The organism is Rathayibacter sp. Leaf299, from assembly GCF_001423055.1.
Taxonomy (GTDB): Bacteria; Actinomycetota; Actinomycetes; order Actinomycetales; family Microbacteriaceae; genus Rathayibacter; species Rathayibacter caricis.
The window spans coordinates 155,380-175,964 of the sequence record NZ_LMNT01000003.1 but is presented as its reverse complement, the minus strand read 5'-3'; the positions used below and the strand labels follow the sequence as shown (position 1 = coordinate 175,964).

The window sequence follows — 20,585 nt, the reverse complement described above, 5'->3', positions numbered from 1 at the left end:
TCCATCACCTTCGCGACGGACCGACTGCCCACCTTAGCGAGGGGCTCCTCCCGCTCACCCGGGAGCCGCTCGTCGGCGGGGGTCACCGGGCGCCGTCCTCGAGTGCAGCGAGCGAGCGCATCGCGACGAGCGGGAGGAGCGGCGGGGTCACGTCTCGAACAGTACGGGCGGCGCCGATCCCGCCGGAGGGGCTGGCGCCGCGCCGGGCCGATCGGCTATCGCCCCGTCGCGCTCAGTGCGAGCCGATCCTCCGCCGCAGCAGGTCGATCCGCGCCTGCAGCTGGGTGACGCTGGCCTGGGCGACGGCCGGCCCGCCGCAGAGCCGCCGCAGCTCGGTGTGCACCTGGCCGTGGGTCTCCCCCGTGTTGCGCGCCCACAGCCCGACGAGCGAGTTCAGGAGGCTCCGCTGCTCCTTCAGGGTGCGGTAGAGCGGCGCGGGGATCTCGCTCTCCTTCGCCTCCGGAGCTGCCGAGGCGCCCGGACGGGTGCCGGCGCGCTTCGCCTGCCGCTGCTGCCGGTGCTGCAGGAGCTCGCGCACCTGGTCGGGCTCGAGGAGCCCGGGGAGGCCGATGAAGTCGAGCTCCTCCTCACTCTCGACCTCGACCTCCATGCCGAACTCGGCGCCCTCGTAGACGACCCGGTCGAAGGTCGCGGCGGAGCCGAGCGACTCGAACCGCCCCTCCTCGAGCAGATCGGAGGACGCCTTCTCCTGCCGCTCGGCGTCGGCCATCAGGTCGGCCTCGGGGTACTCCTCGTCGTCCGAGCTCTTCCGGTCGAGCGCGTGGTCGCGCTGCTGCTCCATCGAGCTCGCCAGCGCGAGCAGGCCCGGCACGTTCGGGAGGAAGATCGACGCGGTCTCGCCGCGGCGCCGGGCGCGCACGAAGCGGCCGATCGCCTGCGCGAAGAACAGCGGAGTCGACGCCGACGTCGCGTAGACGCCCACGGCCAGCCGCGGCACGTCCACGCCCTCCGACACCATCCGCACGGCGACCATCCACCGGCTGGTGTCCTTCGAGAACTCCTCGATCCGGTCGCTCGCCTCCTTCTCGTCCGAGAGGACGACGGTGACGGGCTCGCCGCTGATCTCGCGCAGCATCGCGGCGTACGCACGCGCCGCGTAGTGGTCGGTCGCGATCACCAGCCCGCCGGCGTCGGGGATCGCGCGGCGCACCTCGCTGAGGCGCGTGTTGGCGGCGCGCAGCACCGACGGGATCCAGTCGCCCTTGGGGTCCAGCGCCGTGCGCCACGCCTGCGAGGTGATGTCCTTCGTGTTGCCCTCGCCGAGCCGCGCCTCCATCTCGTCGCCGGCCTTCGACTTCCAGCGCATCTGACCCGCGTAGACCATGAAGAGCACCGGACGGACGACGCCGTCGGCCAGGGCGCGGCCGTACCCGTAGGCGTAGTCGGTCAGCGAGGTTCGGATGCCCTCCTCGTCGGGAAGGTAGCTGACGAACGGGATCGGCGCCGTGTCCGAGCGGAACGGCGTCCCGGTCAGCGACAGGCGCCGCACGGCGGGCTCGAAGGCCTCGCGGATCGCATCGCCCCAGCTGAGCGCGTCGCCGCCGTGGTGCACCTCGTCGAGGATCACGAGCGAGCGCCCCGAGAGGGTGAGCTCCCGGTGGAGTTCCGGCCGCACCGCGATCTGCGCGTAGGTGACGGCGACGCCGTGGTAGTGCCGGGCGTGGCGCCCCATCCGGTTCGTGAAGGTGGGGTCCAGGCGGATGCCGACGCGGTGCGCGGCCTCGGCCCACTGGCGCTTGAGGTGCTCGGTCGGAGCGACCACGGTGATGCGGTCGACGGTGCGGTTGTGCAGCAGCTCGGCCGCGAGCCGGAGGGCGAAGGTCGTCTTGCCCGCGCCGGGGGTCGCGGCGGCGAGGAAGTCGCGCGGCTCGGTCTGGAAGTACGCCTCGAGCGCCTCCGCCTGCCATGCCCGCAGCTTGTTCGCCGTGCCCCAGGGAGCGCGGCCCGGGAACGACGGGGACAGGTGCTCCGCAGCGGAGGTGCCGACCTGATGACCGAAGCTCGAGGGACTGTTCACGTGCGCCAACGGTAGCCGACGCCACCGACGCGGGGGCCGGGTCCGCGCGATCGGGCGTCGCACCGGGCGTGGCCTGGGCGTGTCGCGATCGTCCGCGCGACGGATCCGGCTCACCGCGTCGCGGAGCAGAATGGAGGGATGGTCGAGCAGCGTCATCCGTGGTCCCGCTACGTCGCCCTGGGCGACTCGTTCACCGAGGGGATCGGCGATCCCGAGCCCGCCAGCCCCGGCGGTCACCGCGGATGGGCCGACCGCGTCGCCGAGGTGCTCGGCAGCCAGGTCGACGACTTCGCCTACGCGAACCTCGCCGTCCGGGGGAAGCTGCTCCAGCAGATCCTCGACGAGCAGGTCGAGCCGGCGCTGGAGCTGCGCCCGGACCTCATCACGATCTCCGCGGGCGGCAACGACGTCATCCGCCCGGGCACCGACCCGGACGACATCGCCGCGCGCTTCGAGTCGGGCCTGGCGCGGCTGCGCGCGGACGACGCGACGGTCGTGCTCTTCACCGGCGTCGACGTCGGCTTCTCCCCCGTCTTCGGGCGCATCCGCGGCAAGGTCGCGATCTACAACGAGAACCTGCGCGCGCTCGCCAAGCGCTACGACTGCATCGTCGCCGACCAGTGGTCGCTGCAGGAGATCCAGGACGTGCGGATGTGGGCGCCCGACCGCCTGCACCTCAACCCGCACGGGCACCACGAGGTCGCCCGCATGGTGCTCGAGGCGCTCGCCGTCGAGAACTCGCTCCGGCCGCTCGCTCCCGAGCCGCTGCCCACGCCGACCTGGCGCGCGGCGCGCACCGAGGACGTGAAGTGGGCGCGGGAGTACCTCGTGCCGTGGGTCCTGCGGCGCATCCGGCACCAGTCCTCGGGCGACTTCATCACGGCCAAGCGCCCGTCCGCGGAGCCCTACCGTGCCGACCCCGAGCGCGCGCAGCCCGCCCCCTCCGCACCGGGCACCGCGGCGCCGGGCAACGCGACCCCGGAGGAGGTGGCCGCCGACATCGCGACCGCCGGCGTCCGCATCGTCGTCGAGGGCGACTGAGCGCCGGCCGAGCAGTCCCGACTAGCCGAGCAGCTCCGCCGGGTGCGAGATGCGCCAACCGAAGCCCGGATCCTCGATCGACCCGTCGGCGACGAGGGGCAGCTCGTAGGGCGTGCCGTTGACGCTCACGGTCGCGGTCCCGACGCCCGCTCCGTCGGCCACCGTCTCGAGCGGATCGAGCTCGACCGTCGTCGAGGTCGTGACCGCTCCCCAAGTCAGCACCGACCGCGCCTCGGGGGTCTCGGCCACGGCCGACTCGCCCCAGAGGCTCGTGTACGAGCCGAAGTCCTGCCCCTCGGTCGTCAGCGGCACCGTGCGGAACCCCGCCTCGACGCTCGGCAGCAGGGTCAGGATGTCCGAGGCGAGCTGCGGATGCGTCCGCGCGCCCACGACGACGCCGACGAGCGTCACCGGCTCGCCCTCGACGACGGTGTCCACCGAGAACAGGAGGCACGATCCCGCCTCGTCCGTCGTCCCCGTCTTGATCCCGTCCACTCCCCCGCGCCCGAGGAGCGTGTTGGTGTTCTGCACCACGCCCACCCCGGGGACGTCCGCGCGGGGCAGCGCGACGATCGGCGCCAGCACCGGATCAGCGACGAGCAGCTCGCCCAGGCGCACCATGTCGGAGGTGGTGCTCACGGTGTCGGGCGAGAGCCCGCTCGTGTCGGTGACGACCGTGCGCGTCAGCCCCTGCTGGTCGAGCCAGGTGCGCGCGGCGGCGAGGTACGCCTCCTCCGAGCCGAAGGCCCAGATCGCGAGGGACTTCGAGTAGTTGTTCGCGGACGGCAGCATCAGCACCGTCAGCGCCTCGCGCTGCGTCAGCTCGAGGCCCGCGGAGACGGGCGCGACGGAGCCGTTCTCGGCCAGCGAGTCGCTGTAGTAGCCGACGTCGGCACTCGTGAAGGTGATGTCCGCGCCGTCGGTCCCGTCGGCGATCGGCCGCGCGGCGAGGATCACCAGCGCCGTCACGACCTTCGCGATGCTCCCGGTGGGCACGGGCTCGGTCGAGCCGTAGCTCGCGAGCACGCCGTCCTGCTCGGCGTCGTCGAATCCGACCGCCCCGATCGCCCCGGAGCCGTACGCCGGCCAGGCGAGCACCGGAGCCTCCGTCGTCGCCCCGGGCGTCTGCGCCACGAGGGCGGTCGCGACGGGCAGCGCGGCGCTCGCCGCGGTCGCGGAGTAGGCGCCGCCCGCGCCGACCAGGACGACGGCGAGGGCGCCCCCGATGATCGCGCCGATGCGGCGCCGACGGGGCGGAGGGCCGGCAGGCTGCTCCGGCAGGACCGCTCCGAGCACGTCGATCGGCGAGTCGTCGGGTCGCGTCGGGGAGCTCACTCCGTCATCGTAGGCGCGGTGTCCGCCCGATCCTCGGAGGGTGCGGCCGCGCGCGTCAGCGCCCAGAGCGCCACCGCTCCGGCGGACGCCACGTTCAGCGAGTCGACCCCGTGCAGCATCGGGATCGTGACCACGGTGTCCGCCGCGTCGAGAGCGGCCCGGCTCAACCCGTCCCCTTCTGCTCCGAGCACGATCGCCACGCGCTCGGGGCGCCGGGCGGCGTAGACGTCCAGTGGCACCGCGTCCGGCGCCAGAGCGAGTGCCGCGATCGAGAACCCGGAGGCGAGCAGCTCGTCCCGCGCCGGCCCCCACTCCGGCGTCCTGGTCCACGGCACCTGCAGCACCGTGCCCATGCTGACCCGCACGCTGCGGCGGTAGAGCGGATCCGCGCACCGCGGCGTCACGAGGACGGCGTCCGCCCCCATCCCGGCGGCCGCGCGGAACACCGCGCCGACGTTCGTGTGGTCGACGAGGTCCTCGAGGATCACGACGAGGCGGGCGTCCGCGAGCAGCTCCGTCACGGTGGGCAGCACGGGCCGGTGCATCGAGGCCAGCGCCCCGCGGTGCAGGTGGAACCCGGTCAGCTCCTCGATGATCTCGTCGGGCGCCACGAACACCGGGACCTCGGGGAAGCGCTCGAGCACGTCCGCCGCGTCGCCCAGCCGCTTCTCCTGCACCAGGACCGAGCGCGGGCGGTGCCCGGCGTCCAGGGCCCGGCCGATCACCTTGGCCGACTCCGCGATGTAGAGCCCGCCCTCCGGCTCCAGCACCCGCCGCAGGGCGACGTCCGTCAGCCGGTGGTAGTCGGCGAGGAGGGGGTGGTCGAGGTCCGCGATGTGCACGATCGGCATCCCGGCACCCTAGGGCCTGTCGAACGGGATGCCGCGCACGCGACGGCGATCCCCTCTTCACAGCCCTCGGGCACCGCGGCGCTCTAGACTTCGAGACGGGCCCGCCGCGCACGCGGAGGGATCACCGACGGGAGGCGCGGATGGAGTCGAGTCCGACACCGGTCGAGGACGGCACCCGTGCCGACGCGATCGAGCAGGCCGTCGAACTCCTCAGCGGGCGGCGCATCGCCGCCGTCACCGGCGCGGGCGTCAGCACCGACTCCGGCATCCCGGACTACCGCGGAGCCGGCGCGCCGGTGCGCACCCCGATGACCTACTCGCAGTTCGTCGCCGACCCCGACTACCGCAAGCGGTACTGGGCCGGCAGCCAGATCGGCTGGCGGCGCTTCACGAGCACGCTCCCCAACGACGGGCACCGCGCCCTGGCCCGACTCGAGGAGCGGGGCGTCCTGACCGGAGTCGTCACCCAGAACGTCGACGGGCTGCACGTCCGCGCCGGATCCCGGCGCGTCGTCGACCTGCACGGGTCCGCCGACCGCGTCCGATGCATGACCTGCGGGCAGTACTTCGCCCGTGACGCCGTGGCCGACCGGATCGCCGAGGCGAACCCCTGGCTCGATGACCCGGACGTCTCCTCCCTCAACCCCGACGGCGACGCCGAGGTGCACGACGTCTCGGCGATGACCGTGCCCGACTGCACCGTCTGCGGCGGGATCCTCAAGCCCGACATCGTGTTCTTCGGCGAGTTCATCCCCACCGAGCGGTTCCAGGAGGCGCGCGCCATCGTCGCCGGCGCCGACGCCCTCCTCGTGGCCGGCTCCTCCCTCGTCGTCAACTCCGGCATCCGCTTCCTCGAGATCGCCCGCCGCGGCAAGATGCCGATCGTCATCGTCAATCGCGGCACGACCAAGGGCGACGGCCGCGCCGCGATCAAGATCGACGGCGGCACGAGCGAGGTCCTGCGGATCCTCGCCGACCGCCTCCCCGCCCGCTGACCCGGGCGTCCTCCCCTCCCCGCACCTCGAGAGGCTCCCGTGACCCAGCTCACCCTCGTCCGCCACGGCCAGACCGACTGGAACGCGGCGCGCCGCATCCAGGGAGCGAGCGACATCCCGCTGAACGACACCGGCCGTTCGCAGGCGCGGGCGGCCGCGCGGATCCTCGGCGAGCGGGAGTGGGACGCGGTCGTCGCGAGTCCGCTGCAGCGCGCCTACGAGACGGGTGCCGTCATCGCCCGGGGTCTGGGCCTCGACGAGCCGCTCGTCGTGCCCGGGCTGGCCGAGCGCGCCTACGGCGAAGCCGAGGGCATGACCGGGGACGACCTCCGCGCCCTCTTCCCCGGCGGCATCGAGGGTGAGCGCATCCCCGGCTGCGAGACCCGCGCCGAGGTGGTCGCACGGGCGACGGAGGCGCTGCTCGAGGTCGCGGAGCGCTTCCCCGACCAGCGGGTGATCGTGGCGACGCACGGCGCCGTCATCGGCAGCCTCCTCCGCTCGCTCAGCGAGGACGCGCTGCCGCCGCAGGGGATCACCGTCGGCAACGGGTCGCGGCACGACTTCGCGATCGTCGACGGCGCCCTGCGGATCGTCGCGTTCGACGACTCCGGTGACGTGGTGATCGTGGACGCCGATCTCGACGACGTCCTCAGCCCCACCGCTCCCTAGGACCTGTCGAGCGAGGTCAGCAGCTCGTAGAGCACCCGGGCGGAGTCGCGCCACGAGTACGCCGCCGCGCGCTCGCGCGACCGCTCCGAACGCTCCGTCCACACCGCCGCATCCTCGAGCGAGCGGACTCCGCGCGCCACGTCCTTCGCACTGCCCGGATCCACCAGGACCGCCGCGTCCCCGCCGATCTCGCGGAAGATCGGGATGTCGCTGACGACGACGGGGGTGCCGAGCGCCATCGCCTCGACCAGCGGGATCCCGAAGCCCTCGTCGCGGCTCGCGCTGACGAGGGCGGTCGCGCGCGCGAGCACCGACCGGTACGTGGCGTCGTCCGCGCCCTGGTGGAACACCAGCTTCGCCGTCGGGGCGAGCGAGCGCAGCGTCTCGACCGTCTCGTCGCTCGCCCGGCTCATCAGGTGGAGCTCGTAGTCGGGCAGGAGCCGCATCGCGCGCGCCAGCGTCTCGACGTTCTTGTAGGGCATGTAGGAGCCCATGTACACGAGCGAGCGGGCGTCGGAGCGGTCGGGCAGCGACGCGGCCAGCGCGGCGCTCGCCTCGTCCGGGTCGCCGGCCGCGTTCGGCACCACCACGATCGGGCGGGTCGTCAGGCGGTGCTCCCGGATCAGCTCGCGGGTGGTCTCCGACACCGTCACCACGGCGTCGGCCCGCTGCAGCAGTCGGCGCTGCGGCCACCACGACAGGTGGTAGAGCCGCCACAGCCCGCGGACGGGCAGCGGCAGATCGCGCGGGGGCGTGCGATGGCGGTAGTAGATGAGGTCGTGCACGGTCAGCACGAGGCGGTAGCGGCGACCGAGCGACCCCATGGTCTGCATCGGCGAGAAGACCACGTCCGGCTTCAACCGGTTCACGAGCAGCGCCACGAACGGCTCGAACGGACCGGTCGGCGACGTCACCTTCTCCCACGGCAGGTCGGGCAGCAGCGCGAGCTGGCGTCGGTCGCTGATCAGCATCGTCACGGCGTGCAGGGCCGAGAGCTCGCGCACGAGCTCGGAGGTGTAGCGGCTGATGCCGTCGTGGCGCTCGAGCCGGGTGTAGCGGCAGTCGACGACGATCCTCATCGGTCGATCCCCTCCTCGAGGGCGCGGCGGAGCACCGCGGCGGCCTCGTCCGGCGTCTCGTAGTGGATGAGGTGGCCGACCCCGTCGATCACGTGCAGCCGGGCGTGCGGGAGCGCCGCGAGCAGGCGGTGCTGCGCGGCGAGCGGCGTGATGTCGTCCTGCGCCGCCGCGATCAGCAGCGTCGGCACCGTGAGGCGCGCCGCGTACTCGCTCACGTCGTGCGAGACCGAGGCGCGGAACGCCTCCAGCACCGTGTCGCGCGACGCGAACGCGCTGAAGTAGCGGTCGTGCTGGTCGTGCACGAAGCGCCGCAGACCGGCGTCCTTCGTCTTCACCATCGACAGGCTCATCACGCGCACGATCCGCGGATCGCGCAGCAGCCGGTACCCGAGAGTCCGCGGCAGCACCGCTCCGAGCCGGTAGTAGAGCACCGCGAGCCGCGTCAGCACTCCCCGAGGGCCGGCGAGGGCCGGAGCCGCGATCGGATTGACGAGCACGAGCAGCGGAGTCGGCAGCCCCGACGCGACGGCCGCCGCGGCCACGATCGAGCCGAAGGAGTGACCGAGCACCACGGCCTCGCCGCGGAGCCCGAGCACGTCCAGGAACTCCCCCAGCCAGGCCGCGTAGCCCTCCACGTCGTGCGCGTGCGCCGTCATGGGCGGGGACGCGCCGAATCCCGGCAGGTCCGGAGCGATCACGCGGACGTCCGCCCCTCCCCCGAGCAGACGGGCGATCACCGGCTCCAGACCGTGGTGCTCGCCGCGGAAGCCGTGCACGAGCACGATCACCGTCGCCGCGTCGTCCGAGCCGTAGCTCCAGTAGGCGGTGGACGCCCCCGGGACGGCCGCGGAGGCCTCCCGGATCGGGAGTCGTCCGAGGTCGGCGGCGTAGGGCGAAGCGACGGTCATCTCGGTCCCCATCGTAGGCAAGACCGCCCGAACTTCTCGCCGCAACGCCTTGCGTGGCCGCGATCCGAGCCGGGAGCATGAGGACGCGCTCGCTTCGCGACGCACCGCCCCGTCCTCCGTGACGGTCATCCGCTCAGGCAGCAGCAGAAGGAGCACCGTGAGCTTCACGTCGCCGATCCAACTCCCCGGACTCGCCCTCGATCCCCAGTGGTACCGCCGTGCGGTGTTCTACGAGGTCATGATCCGGTCGTACTACGACTCGAACGGGGACGGCGCCGGGGACATCAACGGACTGGCCTCCAAGCTCGACTACCTGCAGTGGCTCGGCATCGACGCGCTCTGGCTGCCGCCCTTCTACATGTCGCCGCTGCGCGACGGCGGCTACGACGTCTCGGACTTCAAGGCGATCCTCCCCGAGTTCGGCACGATGGAGGACTTCCGCGACCTGGTGCGCAAGGCGCACGAGCGCAACATGCGCATCGTCATGGACTTCCCGCTCAACCACACGAGCGACCAGCACGAGTGGTTCCAGCAGTCGCGGTCGGACCCCGAGGGCCCGTACGGCGACTTCTACGTCTGGAACGACACCGACGACCGCTACCCCGACATCCGCATCATCTTCGTCGACACCGAGGACTCGAACTGGGCGTTCGACTCCGAGCGCCGGCAGTTCTACTTCCACCGCTTCTTCTCGCACCAGCCGGACCTCAACTTCGAGAACCCGGCCGTCCGCGAGGCGATCCACGACGTGGTGAAGTTCTGGCTCGACCTCGGCGTCGACGGCATCCGGCTGGACGCGATCCCCTACCTCTACGAGTCCGACGAGGGCAACGGCGAGGGCGAGCCGCCCACCCACGACTTCATCAAGAACCTCCGGCAGATGGTCGACCGCGACTACCCCGGCCGCATCCTGATCGCGGAGGCGAACCAGTGGCCGCGCGAGGTCGCCGCGTTCTTCGGCACCGAGGAGGAGCCGGAGTGCCACATGGCCTTCGACTTCCCGGTCATGCCGCGTATCTTCTACTCCCTCCGCGCGCAGACGGCGAACGAGCTGAAGAAGGTCCTCTCCGAGACCTTCGACATCCCCACCGGAGCCGCGTGGGGCGTGTTCCTGCGCAACCACGACGAGCTCACGCTCGAGATGGTCTCGGAGGAGTACCGCCAGGCGATGTACGGCTGGTACGCCTACGACCCGCGGATGCGCTCCAACATCGGCATCCGGCGTCGCCTCGCCCCGCTGCTCGACAACTCCCGCGCCGAGCTCGAGCTGATCAACGCCCTCCTCTTCTCGCTCGCGGGCAGTCCGTTCCTCTACTACGGCGACGAGATCGGGATGGGCGACAACATCTGGCTGAACGACCGCGACGCCTCCCGCACGCCGATGCAGTGGACCCCCGACCGCAACGCCGGCTTCTCGGCCGCCGACCCCGGCAAGCTCGTCCAGCCGATCGTGCAATCGCTCGTCTACCACTACAACCAGGTGAACGTGGAGGCTCAGCTCGCGCAGTCCCGCTCGCTCCTGCACTGGATGCGGAACGTGCTGCACGTACGCCGTGGCCACCCGGCCTTCGGCCTCGGCTCGATGCGCGTGCTCGAGACGGACCACGAGTCGGTGCTCGCCTTCGTGCGCGACTACGCCGGGTCCGGCTCCGCCATGGGCGACCAGCCCGAGGAGGTGCTCTGCGTCTTCAGCTTCAACCACAACCCCGTGTCGGTGACCATCACCGACCCCGAGAACCCCGGCTCCGCGCTGAGCGACCTGTTCGGCGGCGGACGCTTCCCCGGCTTCTCGGCGGACGGCACCCTCACGATGACCCTCGGCACGCAGGGCTTCTTCTGGCTGCACGTCGCGAAGGCGGACCACGACCGATGAACCACTCGTGAGCACGCCGCGGGGCCTCCGACCGATGTCGGAGGCCCCGTTTAGGCTGTCCGCGTGAGCATCACCGCAACGACCGAGCCGACCCTGTTCGACGACGGCGCGTTCGAGGCCCTCCCGTCCGACGAGGCTCGCGCCGCTCCGGCACCCGCCGAGCTCGCGCCCGCCGAGGGCGCGCCCTGGTTCGACCTCCTCGCCGTCTTCGATCTCGAGACCACGGGCATCGACGTCCGCACGAGCCGCATCGTGACCGCGCACGTCGGAGTGATCGGAGCCGACGGAGAAGCGATCGAGGGCACCACGTGGCTCGCCGATCCGGGAGTCGAGATCCCCGCGGGGGCCAGCGCCGTGCACGGCATCAGCACCGAGCACGCGCGCGAGCACGGCCGCCCGGCGGGCGAGGTCGTCGCCGAGGTGTCCGAGGCGCTCCGCTCCCTGCTCGCCCGCGGTATCCCGGTCGTCGTCTACAACGCCCCCTACGACCTCTCGCTGCTCGCCCACGAGGCGCGACGCTGGGGTGTGCCGGTCCTGATCGATCCGAGCCCGGTCGTCGATCCCCTCGTCATCGACAAGGCCGTCGACCGCTACCGCAAGGGCAAGCGCACCCTCACCCTCGCCGCCGAGCACTACGGAGTGAGCCTCACCGACGCCCACGACGCCGGAGCCGACGCCGTCGCGGCGGGCAGGGTCGCCCAGGCGCTCGGCCGCGCCTTCGCCGACGAGCTCGGAGTGGGCGCCGACGCCCTGCACGCGCTGCAGATCGACTGGTGCCGCGACCAGGCCGAGTCGTTCCAGGAGTACATGCGCCGCGTCCGCGACGAGGCCTTCGTCGCCGACGGCGCCTGGCCCGTACGCCACTGACGCCGCGCCAGCGCCGGGTTGGGTTCAGCAGGACCTAGGTGAGCGTGCGCCCCTCCCGCAGCAGCGCCACGTACTCGCGGATCCGGCGCTCGCGCGACTCCGGCCGCTTCAACTGCTTCAGGCGGAAGAGGAACGCGAAGCGCTTCTGCCCGCCCAGGGTCGCGAAGAACGCCGCCGCCTCCGGGTCGGCCTCCAGGGCCGCCAGCAGGTCCGGAGGCACCTCCGCCCCCTTCTGCCGGTACGCCGCGTCCCAGCGGCCGTCCGCCTTGGCGCGCTCGATCTCCGCGAGTCCGGCGGGGCGCATCCGGCCCTCTTCGACCAGCCGGACGACGTGCTCGCGGTTCACCTGCGACCACGGACTGGCCCGGCGACGCGGGGTGAAGGCCTGCAGCGTGAACTGCTCGTCGAACGCGCTGGCCTGCCCGTCGATCCAGCCGTGGCAGAGCGCCACGTCGAGGGCCTCGGCGTAGGTCAGGCCGGGATCGACCGCCGCCTTCTTGCGCAGCTTCAGACGCACCCCGCCGGGATCCGGGGAGTCCGACAGGTACGCCTCCCACTCCTCCGCGGTGACGACGGGGAGGATCGGCTTGTCGGCGAAGGACACCATGCCCGGACGCTACCGCACCGGCGTCGCCAGGGACACGACGAAGGGCCCCCGACCGTGAGGTCGAGGGCCCTTCGAGGAGCGGCTACTTGCCGAAGTTCTTGTAGCGGCTGTTGAACTTCTCGACGCGGCCGGCCGAGTCCATGATGCGCTGCTTGCCCGTGTAGAACGGGTGCGAGGCCGACGAGATCTCGACGTCGATGACCGGGTAGGTGACGCCGTCGAGCTCGATGGTCTTGCTGCTCTTCGCCGTCGAACGGGTGAGGAAGGTCTCACCGGAGGCGAGGTCGCGGAAGACGATCGGCGCGTACTCGGGGTGGATGTCGGTCTTCATGGCGTGTCCTGTCGTTGGTGGTCCTGAACCGCACCTGTCGTCGACGGGAACGGGTGGAAGGGTGGTGGGCGCACCGCGAACGGGCCCGAACCAGCTATCGAGAGTAGCAGATCGTGCGGCCGTCGACGAGGGGATCCGCGGCGCGGCGGACCCGGTCGATCAGCGGCGGGCGCGAGCCGAGTACCGGCCGTCCTCGCGAGTGAGGGCGATGTCGAGTCCGAACGTCTCGGAGAGCGTCTGCTCGGTCAGAGCCTCGGCCAGCGGCCCGGCGGCGACGGCCTTCCCGTCGCGCAGCAGGAGCGCGTGGGTGAAGCCGTCGGGGATCTCCTCGACGTGGTGGGTGACCATCACGATCGCGGGCGACGCCGGGTCCTTCGCGAAACCGCTGAGGAGCGCGACGAGCTCCTCGCGGGCGCCGAGGTCGAGGCTCGCGGCCGGCTCGTCGAGCAGGAGGAGCTCGGGGTCCGTCATGATCGCACGCGCTATCTGCACCCGCTTCTGCTCGCCGTCCGAGAGCGTCCCGAACGTGCGGTCCGCGAGGTGGTCGAGCTTCCACTCGGCGAGCACGCGGCGGGCGCGGCGCTCGTCGACGGCGTCGTACGACTCGTTCCAGCGACCGGTCACCGAGTAGGCGGCGGTCATCACGACGTCCAGGACCGATTCGTCCACCGGCAGGCGGCGGGCCATCGCGGTCGAGGCGTAGCCGATGCGCGGGCGCAGCTCGAAGACGTCGACGCGGCCGAGGGTCTCGTCGAGGATCCCGGCGGTACCGGTCGAGGGGTAGTTCTGCGCCGCGGCGATCTGCAGGATCGACGTCTTGCCCGCGCCGTTGGGTCCGAGGACGACCCAGCGGTCCTCCTCGGCGACGGCCCACTCGATGTGATCGAGGATCCGCTTGCCGTTCCGGACGAAGGAGACATCGGAGAACGAGACGACGCTGGGCATGCGTCCCATCCTAAAGGGCGAGCGCGGAGGGATCAGACGAGCGAGTCGTAGATCGCCCGGGTGTCCCGCGCGATCTGCGTCCAGCTGAAATCGCTCTGCGCCCGCTCGCGGCCCGCCGCTCCCATGCGCTTGGCCGCCTCGGGATCCGCGACCACCTCGGCGAGAGCCGCCGCGAGGTCCGCGACGTAGCGGTCGGGGTCGACCGGGGTGCCGGTGCCGTCGGTGACCTGCTCGATCGGGACCAGGCGGCCCGTCACTCCGTCCACGACGACCTCGGGGATGCCGCCGGTGGCCGTGCCGACGACCGCGGCGCCGCACGCCATGGCCTCGAGGTTCACGATGCCGAGCGGCTCGTAGATCGACGGGCAGACGAAGGTCGTCGCCGCCGTCAGCACCGCGGAGAGCTCGTGACGAGGGAGGTGGCGGTCGATCCAGACGACGCCGGTCCGCTCCTCCTGCAGCCCGCGCACCAGCGCGGTGACCTCCGCCATGATCTCGGGGGTGTCGGGAGCACCCGCGCACAGCACGAGCTGCACCTCGGGAGGGAGCGTCGCCGCCGCGCGCAGGAGGTACGGGAGCCCCTTCTGCCGCGTGATGCGGCCGACGAAGACCACCGACGGGCGGGAGGGGTCGATGCCGAGGCTCTCGAGGACCGCCTCGTCCTCGACGGGGTGCCACGCGTCGAGATCGATGCCGTTGTAGACCACGTGCACCTTCGCCGGGTCCAGCGCCGGGTAGGAGCGGAGGATGTCGGCGCGCATGCCGCCGGAGACCGCGATCACGGCGTCCGCGGTCTCGTACGCCTCGCGCTCGATCCAGCTCGAGACGCGGTAGCCGCCGCCGAGCTGCTCGGCCTTCCAGGGGCGCAGCGGCTCGAGGCTGTGCGCCGAGACCACGTGCGGGACACCGTGGAGCAGCTGGGCGAGACGGCCCGCCGCGTTCGCGTACCAGGTGTGCGAGTGCACGAGATCGGCTCCCGCCGCGTCCTGCGCGATCTGCAGGTCGACGCCGAGGGTCTGGAGTGCTCCATTGGCCTGGGCGAGTTCGGCGGGGACCGGGTACGCGAACGCTCCCGGCTCGTCCCGGGGAGCTCCGAAGCAGCGGACCACGACCTCGATGTCGTGGCGCAGCGCCTTGGTGAGCTCGGCGACATGGACGCCGGCTCCTCCGTACACCTCGGGCGGGTATTCCTTGGTCAGCAGATCGACTCGCACACCCCGAACCGTAGTACAGCCGATTCCCCGGCGACAGCAGGGGTCTTCGGCGGGGCCCCACCCCCTACTGTTGAGCCATGCAGTCAAAGAAGATCTTCGGCATCGTCCTCGCCGGCGGCGAGGGCAAGCGGCTCATGCCCCTCACGGCCGATCGCGCCAAGCCCGCGGTCCCGTTCGGCGGCCAGTACCGCCTGATCGACTTCGCGCTGTCGAACCTCATCAACTCGGGGCTCACGCAGATCGTCGTGCTGACGCAGTACAAGTCGCACTCGCTCGACCGCCACGTCTCGCAGACCTGGCGCCTCTCGGGTCTGCTCAACTCCTACGTCGCCTCCGTGCCCGCGCAGCAGCGTCTGGGCAAGCGCTGGTTCAGCGGCTCCGCCGACGCGATCCTGCAGAGCCTCAACCTGATCCGCGACGAGAAGCCCGACATCGTCGTCGTGGTCGGCGCCGATCACGTGTACCGCATGGACTTCTCGCAGATGATCGACGCCCACATCAAGTCGGGTGCGAAGGCCACGGTCGCGGCGATCCGCCAGCCGATCGAGCTGGCCGACCAGTTCGGAGTCATCCAGCTCGCGGGCGACGAGGCGGGCGACGGCGTCGTCCCCACCAAGATCGCCGAGTTCCTCGAGAAGCCCAAGGACGCGGTCGGCCTGGCCGACTCGCCCCACGAGGTGCTCGCCTCGATGGGCAACTACGTCTTCGACGCCGACGCGCTGATCGACGCGGTCATCCGCGACGGAGAACTGTCGACCTCCGACCACGACATGGGCGGCGACATCATCCCCGACTTCGTCGCGCGCGGCGAGGCGGGCGTCTACGATCTCAAGCTCAACGAGGTCCCCGGATCGACCGATCGCGACCGCTACTACTGGCGCGACGTCGGCACCATCGACTCCTTCTTCGAGGCGCACCAGGACCTCATCTCGGCGCTGCCCGTCTTCAACCTCTACAACCAGCAGTGGCCGATCTTCTCGTCGCAGCTCAACTCGCCCCCCGCGAAGATCGTGCGGGACGGCAAGGGCAACATGGGCTCGACCGTCGACTCGGTCGTCTCGCTCGGCACCGTCATCTCGGGCGCGCACATCGAGCGCAGCGTCGTGGGTCCGTGGACCGTCATCGAGTCGAACGCGACCGTGACCGACTCGGTGGTCTTCGACAAGGTCCGCATCGGCCCGGACGCGCTGGTCGTCCGCGCTATCCTCGACAAGGACGTCGTCGTCGAGCCCGGCGCGCGGGTCGGCGTGGATCACGATCACGACCGCGAGCGCGGGTTCACCGTCACCGACTCGGGGATCACCGTGGTCGGCAAGGGCGTCGTCGTCCGCCCGTAGCACCCCAACGGGCCGAGAGCACTGCGCTTCCGCGCGTCCGGCGTCACCGGCGCGCGGCCCGACCGATCGGACCGTCATGAGTGAGCGTCCTGCGACGCCTGCCCGCTTCCTCGTCGTCCTGGACGCCGATTCGACCCTGCTGCAGGACGAGGTGATCGAGCTCCTCGCGGCCCACGCGGGCTCCGAGGACCTCGTCGCCGCGGTGACCGAGCGCGCGATGCGCGGCGAGATCGACTTCGGCGAGAGCCTGCGGGAGCGGGTGGCGACCCTCGCGGGCGTCCCCGACTCCGTCTGCGAGAGCGTCCGGGCAGGGCTGCGCGTCACTCCCGGCGTGCAAGAGCTCATCGCGGGCGTGCACGCCGCGGGCGGGCGCATCGGAGTGGTGTCCGGCGGATTCCACGAAGTGCTCGACCCCGTCGCGCGCGAGCTGGGTCTCGACTACGCGCGGGCGAACCGCCTGGCCTCGCACTCCGGTGTGCTGACCGGCGCGGTCAGCGGCCCGGTCATCGACGCGCACGCGAAGGCCGCGGCGCTCCTCGAGTGGGCCGCCGACGCCGATGTCCCCGCGCAGCGCACGATCGCGATCGGAGACGGAGCGAACGACCTCGAGATGATGGCCGTCGCCGCACTGGCGGTCGCCTTCAACGCCAAGCCCCTCGTGCGGGAGCGCGCCGATCTCGTCGTCGACGGCATCGATCTCAGCCAGCTCCTCCCGGTGCTCGGTCTGCGCGGCTGACCCCGGTCAGTCCCCCGAGAGCGCGACCAGCCCTGCGCAGGCGAGGGCGAGCGTCCAGCTGACGAGGGAGCCGACGAGGAAGTACTCGGCCTTCGTCCCGCTGTCGCCGTCGCGCGAGATCTCGGGGAAGCGCACGATCCCCTTCGCCGCGAACACCGCTCCCGCGAGGCCGACCGCGCCGGTCAGGGTGAGCCCCGCGACCAGCACGCGCTCCAGCGGGCCGATCGCGCGTCCGCCGCGCAGGTCCGGCAGCGGCGCGGTCTCCGCAGGCGGGCGGAGGAATCGAGCGCGCAGCGACAGGGAACGGCGGGGCTCCGGATGCGGCGCGAGCTCCCGGTGCAGGGCCGCGCGGACGATCACGTTGCCGGTCTCGAGCAGGAGCAGTCCTGCTCCGACGGCGAGGAGCACCTGCTCCAGCGGCCAGCCCGAGGCGGTGCCGTCGAGTCGCGACCACGCGTTCACCAGGGGTCCCTCGGATGCGGCTCCCGCTCTGTCGACCAGGGTGAGCACGAGGACCGCGGCCGCCAGACCGACGACGGCGCGCAGTCCTCCCGGCGGTCGGCGTCCCGCTTCCGTCGTCGTGACCGGGAGCCAGAGCGCCGAGAGGATCACGACGACGACGACTCCGATGACCGGTGCGCCGAGCCCCACGGCGGAGGCGACTGCGGCGACGACGTCGACGACGATGATCGCGATCGCCACCGATCGGAGGCCCAGGTGGGTGCGCAGCACGTCGGCGGCGCCGACGAGGCCGAGCAGCAGGGCGGTCAGCACGCGTCCTCGAAGAGCCTCGCGCCGGTGAGGAGCGCGCCCGCGCTCGCGCGACGCAGCGCCTGCGACACCGCGGACTGCGAGATCGACTCCTGCTCCGCCAGCGTCTTCTGCGGCGTTCCCCGCGCTGCCCCGAGCACGAGTCGGCGGTCCCGCGCGCTCAAGGGGCCGATCAGCGCGTCCCGGGCGAGGAGGTAGGCGTTCACCGCGGCCTCCTCGGCCCCCGGCTCGTCGGAGCCCACGAACCAGGCCCGCGCACTCGGGACGGCGCCGTCCTCGAGCTCGTGGGCGCGGTCGATCGCGGTGCGGGCGCGCCACCACGCCGAGCCGTCCTGCAGGCCGCCCGCGACTCCCGAACCGATCACCCTGATCTCCCCCCGGCCGAGACCGACTCGGCAGTCGACCCCGGCGGGCAGGGACAGGCGCGCGTGCAGGGTGGCCGTGAGGGCGGCGGTGAGCGACGGGTAGACGCCCTGGAATTCGTCGCCCACCGTCGGGTGCAGCGGCTCGATCGCGGGGACGACTCCATCGACGGAGGCGAAGCCGGTCTCGATCTCGTGCTGCGCCACATCGCGGCGCTCGAGTCTGCGCGAACCGACCAGATCGATCAGAACGGCGACGACCGGCGCTTCTCTCATCCGATAAGCCTACAGCTGATATCCGGCGGATATAAGCCCACAGCTGAAGCGATCAGTGCCCCATCCCGAGGCCGCCGTCGACCGGGACCACCGCACCGGAGATGTAGGCGGCCTCGTCGCCGGCGAGCCAGCGGGTGACCTTCGCCACCTCGGCGGCGGTCCCGTACCGGCCGAGCGGGATGCTCTTGCGGTACTCCGCCTGCTGCTCCGCCGGCAGCTCCGCCGTCATGTCGGTCTCGATGAAGCCCGGAGCGACGACGTTCGCGGTGATGTTGCGCGCCCCGAGCTCGCGGGTGAGCGAGCGGGCGAAGCCGACGAGGGCGGCCTTCGACGACGAGTAGTTGATCTGACCCGGTCCGCCGTAGAGGCCCACGACGCTCGAGATCAGGATGACGCGCCCGAACTTCTGCTTGAGCATGCCCTTCGAGGCGCGCTTCACCACACGGAACGCCCCGGTCAGGTTGGTGTCGATGACCGACGTGAAGTCGTCCTCGGTCATGCGCAGGAGGAGGGTGTCGCGGGTGATCCCCGCGTTCGCCACGACGACCTCGACGGGACCGAGCTCGGCCTCCACCTGGGTGAAGGCGGCATCGATGGACGCGGAGTCGGTGACGTCGGCCACGACGGTGAGCGATCCGGCCGGACCCGATCCGGACCGAGCCGTGACGGCGACCCGGTGCCCCGCGGCGACGAACTCCTCGGCGATGGCGAAGCCGATGCCTCGGTTGCCTCCGGTGACGAGGACGGTGCGGGGCGTGGTCATGGTGTCCCTCCTGCCGACGCGCGGACGGCGCCGGACGACCCGTACATCCTACGGGCGCGCGGCGCAACACATCGGGAGATCCCGTCCGCCCAGCCTCCGCGACTCCCCCGCGACGTAGGGTTGTACAGCTGTGAAACCCCGCGAATCGCTCACCTCCCTCCCGCCGTCGCCGACCGCGGAACGTCGCTCCCGCGCGATCAAGTACTCCATCGCGATGGGCATCCGCATGATCTGCGTGATCTGCCTGATCTTCGCGCAGGGGTGGTGGCTCGCGTTCTTCGCCATCGGCGCCATCGTCCTCCCCTACTTCGCCGTGGTGCTCGCGAACGTCGGCGGAGTCGGCGAGAGCGGGAACGTGCAGCGCCCCGGTGCGATCGTCCTGTCGCGCCCCGTGCCGCCGCCCGCATCCGCCCCCGAGTCCGGCTCCTCGACCGACGACCGGGCCGAGGGCGGCGGAGCGACGACGGATCGACCGTGATCCCGCTCGGCACAGCGCCCGAGAAGCACACCTGCTCGAGAGCGGGCTGCACGAGCATCGCGACCTGGGCCGTAGAGTGGCGGAATCCGCGGATCCACGCGGAGGACCGGCGCAAGACCTGGCTCGCCTGCGGTGAGCACCTCGAGTTCCTCCGCGAGTTCCTCGCCGCACGGGAGTTCCCGCTCGAGGTGAGACCGCTTCAGACCATCGACCGGGGGACCTCGCGTTGACCGACTCCACGCCGCGTCCCTCCTGGCGCTTCGTGCTCTCGCGCCGCTGGTTCGGCTACCTCGCCCTCGCGGTGGTCTTCGCCGTCGCCTGCGTGCTGTTGTCGCGCTGGCAGGTGGCGCGCCTGGACGAGGCCGCCTCGACGAACCGGCTCGTCACGGCCAACTGGACGGCCGACCCCGTGGCTCTCGACGACCTGATCGGCGAGGACGGCGCGTGGGACGACGCGCTCGAGTTCCGGCCGGTCGAGGTCACGGGCGTCTACGAGACGCAGGACGAGACGCTCGTCCGCAACCGGCCCTACAACGGCAATCCCGGATTCGAGGTGCTCACACCGCTCCGACTCGCGGACGGCAGCCTGTTCATCGTGGACCGCGGTTGGGTCCCGGTCGGATCCGAGCAGGACTCCCCCGATGCCGTGCCCGCCCCTCCGGAGGGAGAGGTCACGGTGACGGCCAGGATCAAGCCGAGCGAGGGCCGCATCGAGGGGCGCTCCGCTCCCGCCGGTCAGATCGCGACCATCCAGCTCGACGACCTGCGTGCGCAGCTGGGAGAGCCGGTGCGCACGAGCGCCTACGGCCTGCTGGTCTCGGAATCCCCCGCACCCGTCGACGCTCCTCCTCTCGCGGCGCTGAAGCCGGTGGCCGACGAAGGCCTGCACATCAGCTACGCGATCCAGTGGGTGCTGTTCGCGCTGATGGGCTTCGGAGGACTGGGCTGGGCCGTGCGGCACGAGTTCCGGCTGCTCAACGCCGACGATCCCGAGGTCATCGCCGCGGAGGAACGGCGCGAGCAGCGCCGGCTGAAGCGCGGTCGCAGCGACTCCGAGATCGAGGACGAGCTGCTCGACGCCCACCGCTGAGCCGCCGCGCCCGGCGGGG

The 20,585-nt window shown here is 71.8% G+C and carries 22 protein-coding genes; 10 read left to right on the top strand and 12 right to left on the bottom strand.

All coding sequences use genetic code 11. The features are described from left to right. Positions 1 to 232: 232 nt before the first annotated feature. Positions 233 to 2,038: a DEAD/DEAH box helicase gene (locus ASF48_RS12440; RefSeq protein WP_055793109.1), complete on the bottom strand. Its 1,806-nt coding sequence runs from the start codon at positions 2,036 to 2,038 to the stop codon at positions 233 to 235. Positions 2,039 to 2,176: 138 nt separating this feature from the next. Between ASF48_RS12440 and ASF48_RS12435 the strand changes: the two genes are divergently transcribed. Then, entirely contained in the window at positions 2,177 to 3,079 is a 903-nt protein-coding gene (locus tag ASF48_RS12435) for an SGNH/GDSL hydrolase family protein (RefSeq protein ID WP_082481429.1), read from the top strand. A 21-nt stretch (positions 3,080 to 3,100) separates the two neighbouring features. On the opposite strand, the gene ASF48_RS12430 is transcribed toward ASF48_RS12435, so the two are convergent. Then, a complete protein-coding gene (locus ASF48_RS12430; RefSeq protein ID WP_055792058.1) occupies positions 3,101 to 4,414 on the bottom strand; it encodes a D-alanyl-D-alanine carboxypeptidase family protein in 1,314 nt (437 codons plus the stop codon). After that, on the bottom strand, positions 4,411 to 5,265 hold the full coding sequence (locus ASF48_RS12425; protein ID WP_055792055.1) for a TrmH family RNA methyltransferase: 855 nt from the start codon (positions 5,263 to 5,265) through the stop codon (positions 4,411 to 4,413). Before ASF48_RS12425 ends, ASF48_RS12430 begins: the two co-directional genes overlap by 4 nt. Before the next feature lie 140 nt (positions 5,266 to 5,405). Between ASF48_RS12425 and ASF48_RS12420 the strand changes: the two genes are divergently transcribed. Together ASF48_RS12420 and ASF48_RS12415 are read left to right on the top strand one after the other, a co-directional pair. Continuing rightward, positions 5,406 to 6,260, top strand: coding sequence for a Sir2 family NAD-dependent protein deacetylase (locus ASF48_RS12420; protein WP_055792052.1), 855 nt, complete (start codon positions 5,406 to 5,408; stop codon positions 6,258 to 6,260). Between the two features lie 39 nt (positions 6,261 to 6,299). Further along, on the top strand, positions 6,300 to 6,929 hold the full coding sequence (locus ASF48_RS12415; RefSeq protein ID WP_082481423.1) for a histidine phosphatase family protein: 630 nt from the start codon (positions 6,300 to 6,302) through the stop codon (positions 6,927 to 6,929). Here ASF48_RS12415 and ASF48_RS12410 read toward each other — a convergent pair. After that, positions 6,926 to 8,008: a glycosyltransferase family 4 protein gene (locus tag ASF48_RS12410; RefSeq protein WP_055792050.1), complete on the bottom strand. Its 1,083-nt coding sequence runs from the start codon at positions 8,006 to 8,008 to the stop codon at positions 6,926 to 6,928. The two genes, ASF48_RS12415 and ASF48_RS12410, sit on opposite strands and share 4 nt — an antisense overlap. Continuing rightward, positions 8,005 to 8,916, bottom strand: coding sequence for an alpha/beta fold hydrolase (locus tag ASF48_RS12405; protein WP_055792047.1), 912 nt, complete (start codon positions 8,914 to 8,916; stop codon positions 8,005 to 8,007). Before ASF48_RS12405 ends, ASF48_RS12410 begins: the two co-directional genes overlap by 4 nt. 157 nt (positions 8,917 to 9,073) lie before the next feature. On the opposite strand from ASF48_RS12405, the gene treS reads away from it, so the two are divergent. Together treS and ASF48_RS12395 are read left to right on the top strand one after the other, a co-directional pair. After that, positions 9,074 to 10,789 (top strand): maltose alpha-D-glucosyltransferase, encoded by a 1,716-nt coding sequence (treS, locus tag ASF48_RS12400; RefSeq protein ID WP_055792044.1) that lies wholly within the window; start codon positions 9,074 to 9,076, stop codon positions 10,787 to 10,789. Positions 10,790 to 10,852: 63 nt separating this feature from the next. Then, positions 10,853 to 11,656 carry a 3'-5' exonuclease gene (locus ASF48_RS12395; protein ID WP_268788514.1) on the top strand — a complete coding sequence of 268 codons (804 nt, stop codon included), beginning with the start codon at positions 10,853 to 10,855 and terminating at the stop codon, positions 11,654 to 11,656. A gap of 34 nt (positions 11,657 to 11,690) precedes the next feature. On the opposite strand, the gene ASF48_RS12390 is transcribed toward ASF48_RS12395, so the two are convergent. The 4 genes from ASF48_RS12390 to glgA form a co-directional block, all read right to left on the bottom strand. After that, positions 11,691 to 12,263 (bottom strand): YdeI/OmpD-associated family protein, encoded by a 573-nt coding sequence (locus ASF48_RS12390; protein WP_055792041.1) that lies wholly within the window; start codon positions 12,261 to 12,263, stop codon positions 11,691 to 11,693. 82 nt (positions 12,264 to 12,345) lie between these two features. Further along, complete coding sequence (locus ASF48_RS12385) at positions 12,346 to 12,594, bottom strand: type B 50S ribosomal protein L31 (RefSeq protein WP_055792039.1); 249 nt, start codon at positions 12,592 to 12,594, stop codon at positions 12,346 to 12,348. Between the two features lie 159 nt (positions 12,595 to 12,753). Further along, on the bottom strand, positions 12,754 to 13,539 hold the full coding sequence (locus ASF48_RS12380; RefSeq protein WP_055792036.1) for an ABC transporter ATP-binding protein: 786 nt from the start codon (positions 13,537 to 13,539) through the stop codon (positions 12,754 to 12,756). A gap of 32 nt (positions 13,540 to 13,571) precedes the next feature. Beyond that, a complete protein-coding gene (gene glgA, locus ASF48_RS12375; protein WP_055792033.1) occupies positions 13,572 to 14,753 on the bottom strand; it encodes a glycogen synthase in 1,182 nt (393 codons plus the stop codon). Positions 14,754 to 14,830: 77 nt separating this feature from the next. Between glgA and ASF48_RS12370 the strand changes: the two genes are divergently transcribed. Beyond that, a complete protein-coding gene (locus tag ASF48_RS12370) occupies positions 14,831 to 16,090 on the top strand; it encodes a glucose-1-phosphate adenylyltransferase (protein ID WP_055792030.1) in 1,260 nt (419 codons plus the stop codon). 76 nt (positions 16,091 to 16,166) lie between these two features. After that, a complete protein-coding gene (gene serB / locus ASF48_RS12365) occupies positions 16,167 to 16,826 on the top strand; it encodes a phosphoserine phosphatase SerB (RefSeq protein WP_055792027.1) in 660 nt (219 codons plus the stop codon). A 6-nt stretch (positions 16,827 to 16,832) separates the two neighbouring features. Here the strand turns inward: serB and ASF48_RS12360 are convergent, their stop codons facing one another. From ASF48_RS12360 to fabG, 3 genes are read right to left on the bottom strand one after another with little or no spacing between them, the layout of a single operon-like run. Beyond that, the gene (locus ASF48_RS12360) at positions 16,833 to 17,600 is read right to left on the bottom strand and encodes a hypothetical protein (protein ID WP_055792023.1); all 768 of its coding nucleotides are present in this window, start codon (positions 17,598 to 17,600) and stop codon (positions 16,833 to 16,835) included. Then, on the bottom strand, positions 17,594 to 18,235 hold the full coding sequence (locus ASF48_RS12355) for a SatD family protein (protein ID WP_055792020.1): 642 nt from the start codon (positions 18,233 to 18,235) through the stop codon (positions 17,594 to 17,596). The genes ASF48_RS12360 and ASF48_RS12355 overlap by 7 nt, the downstream gene beginning before the upstream one ends. A 52-nt stretch (positions 18,236 to 18,287) precedes the next feature. Continuing rightward, positions 18,288 to 18,998 carry a 3-oxoacyl-ACP reductase FabG gene (gene fabG, locus ASF48_RS12350; RefSeq protein WP_055792017.1) on the bottom strand — a complete coding sequence of 237 codons (711 nt, stop codon included), beginning with the start codon at positions 18,996 to 18,998 and terminating at the stop codon, positions 18,288 to 18,290. A 130-nt stretch (positions 18,999 to 19,128) separates the two neighbouring features. Here fabG and ASF48_RS12345 point away from each other — a divergent pair, with 130 nt between their 5' ends. From ASF48_RS12345 to ASF48_RS12335, 3 genes are read left to right on the top strand one after another with little or no spacing between them, the layout of a single operon-like run. Continuing rightward, entirely contained in the window at positions 19,129 to 19,476 is a 348-nt protein-coding gene (locus tag ASF48_RS12345; protein ID WP_082481421.1) for a DUF3099 domain-containing protein, read from the top strand. After that, positions 19,473 to 19,706, top strand: a complete 234-nt coding sequence (locus ASF48_RS12340) for a hypothetical protein (RefSeq protein ID WP_055792014.1) — start codon at positions 19,473 to 19,475, stop codon at positions 19,704 to 19,706. Before ASF48_RS12345 ends, ASF48_RS12340 begins: the two co-directional genes overlap by 4 nt. Continuing rightward, the gene (locus ASF48_RS12335; RefSeq protein WP_055792012.1) at positions 19,703 to 20,566 is read left to right on the top strand and encodes an SURF1 family cytochrome oxidase biogenesis protein; all 864 of its coding nucleotides are present in this window, start codon (positions 19,703 to 19,705) and stop codon (positions 20,564 to 20,566) included. The genes ASF48_RS12340 and ASF48_RS12335 overlap by 4 nt, the downstream gene beginning before the upstream one ends. The last annotated feature ends 19 nt before the right edge of the window (positions 20,567 to 20,585 follow it).

Excerpts from the sequence above, each read along its gene's own strand:
- ASF48_RS12435 (WP_082481429.1), top strand. The coding sequence starts at position 2,177 with ATGGTCGAGCAGCGTCATCCGTGGTCCCGCTACGTCGCCCTGGGCGAC.
- ASF48_RS12425 (WP_055792055.1), bottom strand. The coding sequence starts at position 5,265 with ATGCCGATCGTGCACATCGCGGACCTCGACCACCCCCTCCTCGCCGAC.
- ASF48_RS12420 (WP_055792052.1), top strand. The coding sequence starts at position 5,406 with ATGGAGTCGAGTCCGACACCGGTCGAGGACGGCACCCGTGCCGACGCG.
- ASF48_RS12410 (WP_055792050.1), bottom strand. The coding sequence starts at position 8,008 with ATGAGGATCGTCGTCGACTGCCGCTACACCCGGCTCGAGCGCCACGAC.
- ASF48_RS12405 (WP_055792047.1), bottom strand. The coding sequence starts at position 8,916 with ATGACCGTCGCTTCGCCCTACGCCGCCGACCTCGGACGACTCCCGATC.
- ASF48_RS12390 (WP_055792041.1), bottom strand. The coding sequence starts at position 12,263 with ATGGTGTCCTTCGCCGACAAGCCGATCCTCCCCGTCGTCACCGCGGAG.
- ASF48_RS12385 (WP_055792039.1), bottom strand. The coding sequence starts at position 12,594 with ATGAAGACCGACATCCACCCCGAGTACGCGCCGATCGTCTTCCGCGAC.
- ASF48_RS12380 (WP_055792036.1), bottom strand. The coding sequence starts at position 13,539 with ATGCCCAGCGTCGTCTCGTTCTCCGATGTCTCCTTCGTCCGGAACGGC.
- ASF48_RS12370 (WP_055792030.1), top strand. The coding sequence starts at position 14,831 with ATGCAGTCAAAGAAGATCTTCGGCATCGTCCTCGCCGGCGGCGAGGGC.
- serB (WP_055792027.1), top strand. The coding sequence starts at position 16,167 with ATGAGTGAGCGTCCTGCGACGCCTGCCCGCTTCCTCGTCGTCCTGGAC.
- ASF48_RS12355 (WP_055792020.1), bottom strand. The coding sequence starts at position 18,235 with ATGAGAGAAGCGCCGGTCGTCGCCGTTCTGATCGATCTGGTCGGTTCG.
- fabG (WP_055792017.1), bottom strand. The coding sequence starts at position 18,998 with ATGACCACGCCCCGCACCGTCCTCGTCACCGGAGGCAACCGAGGCATC.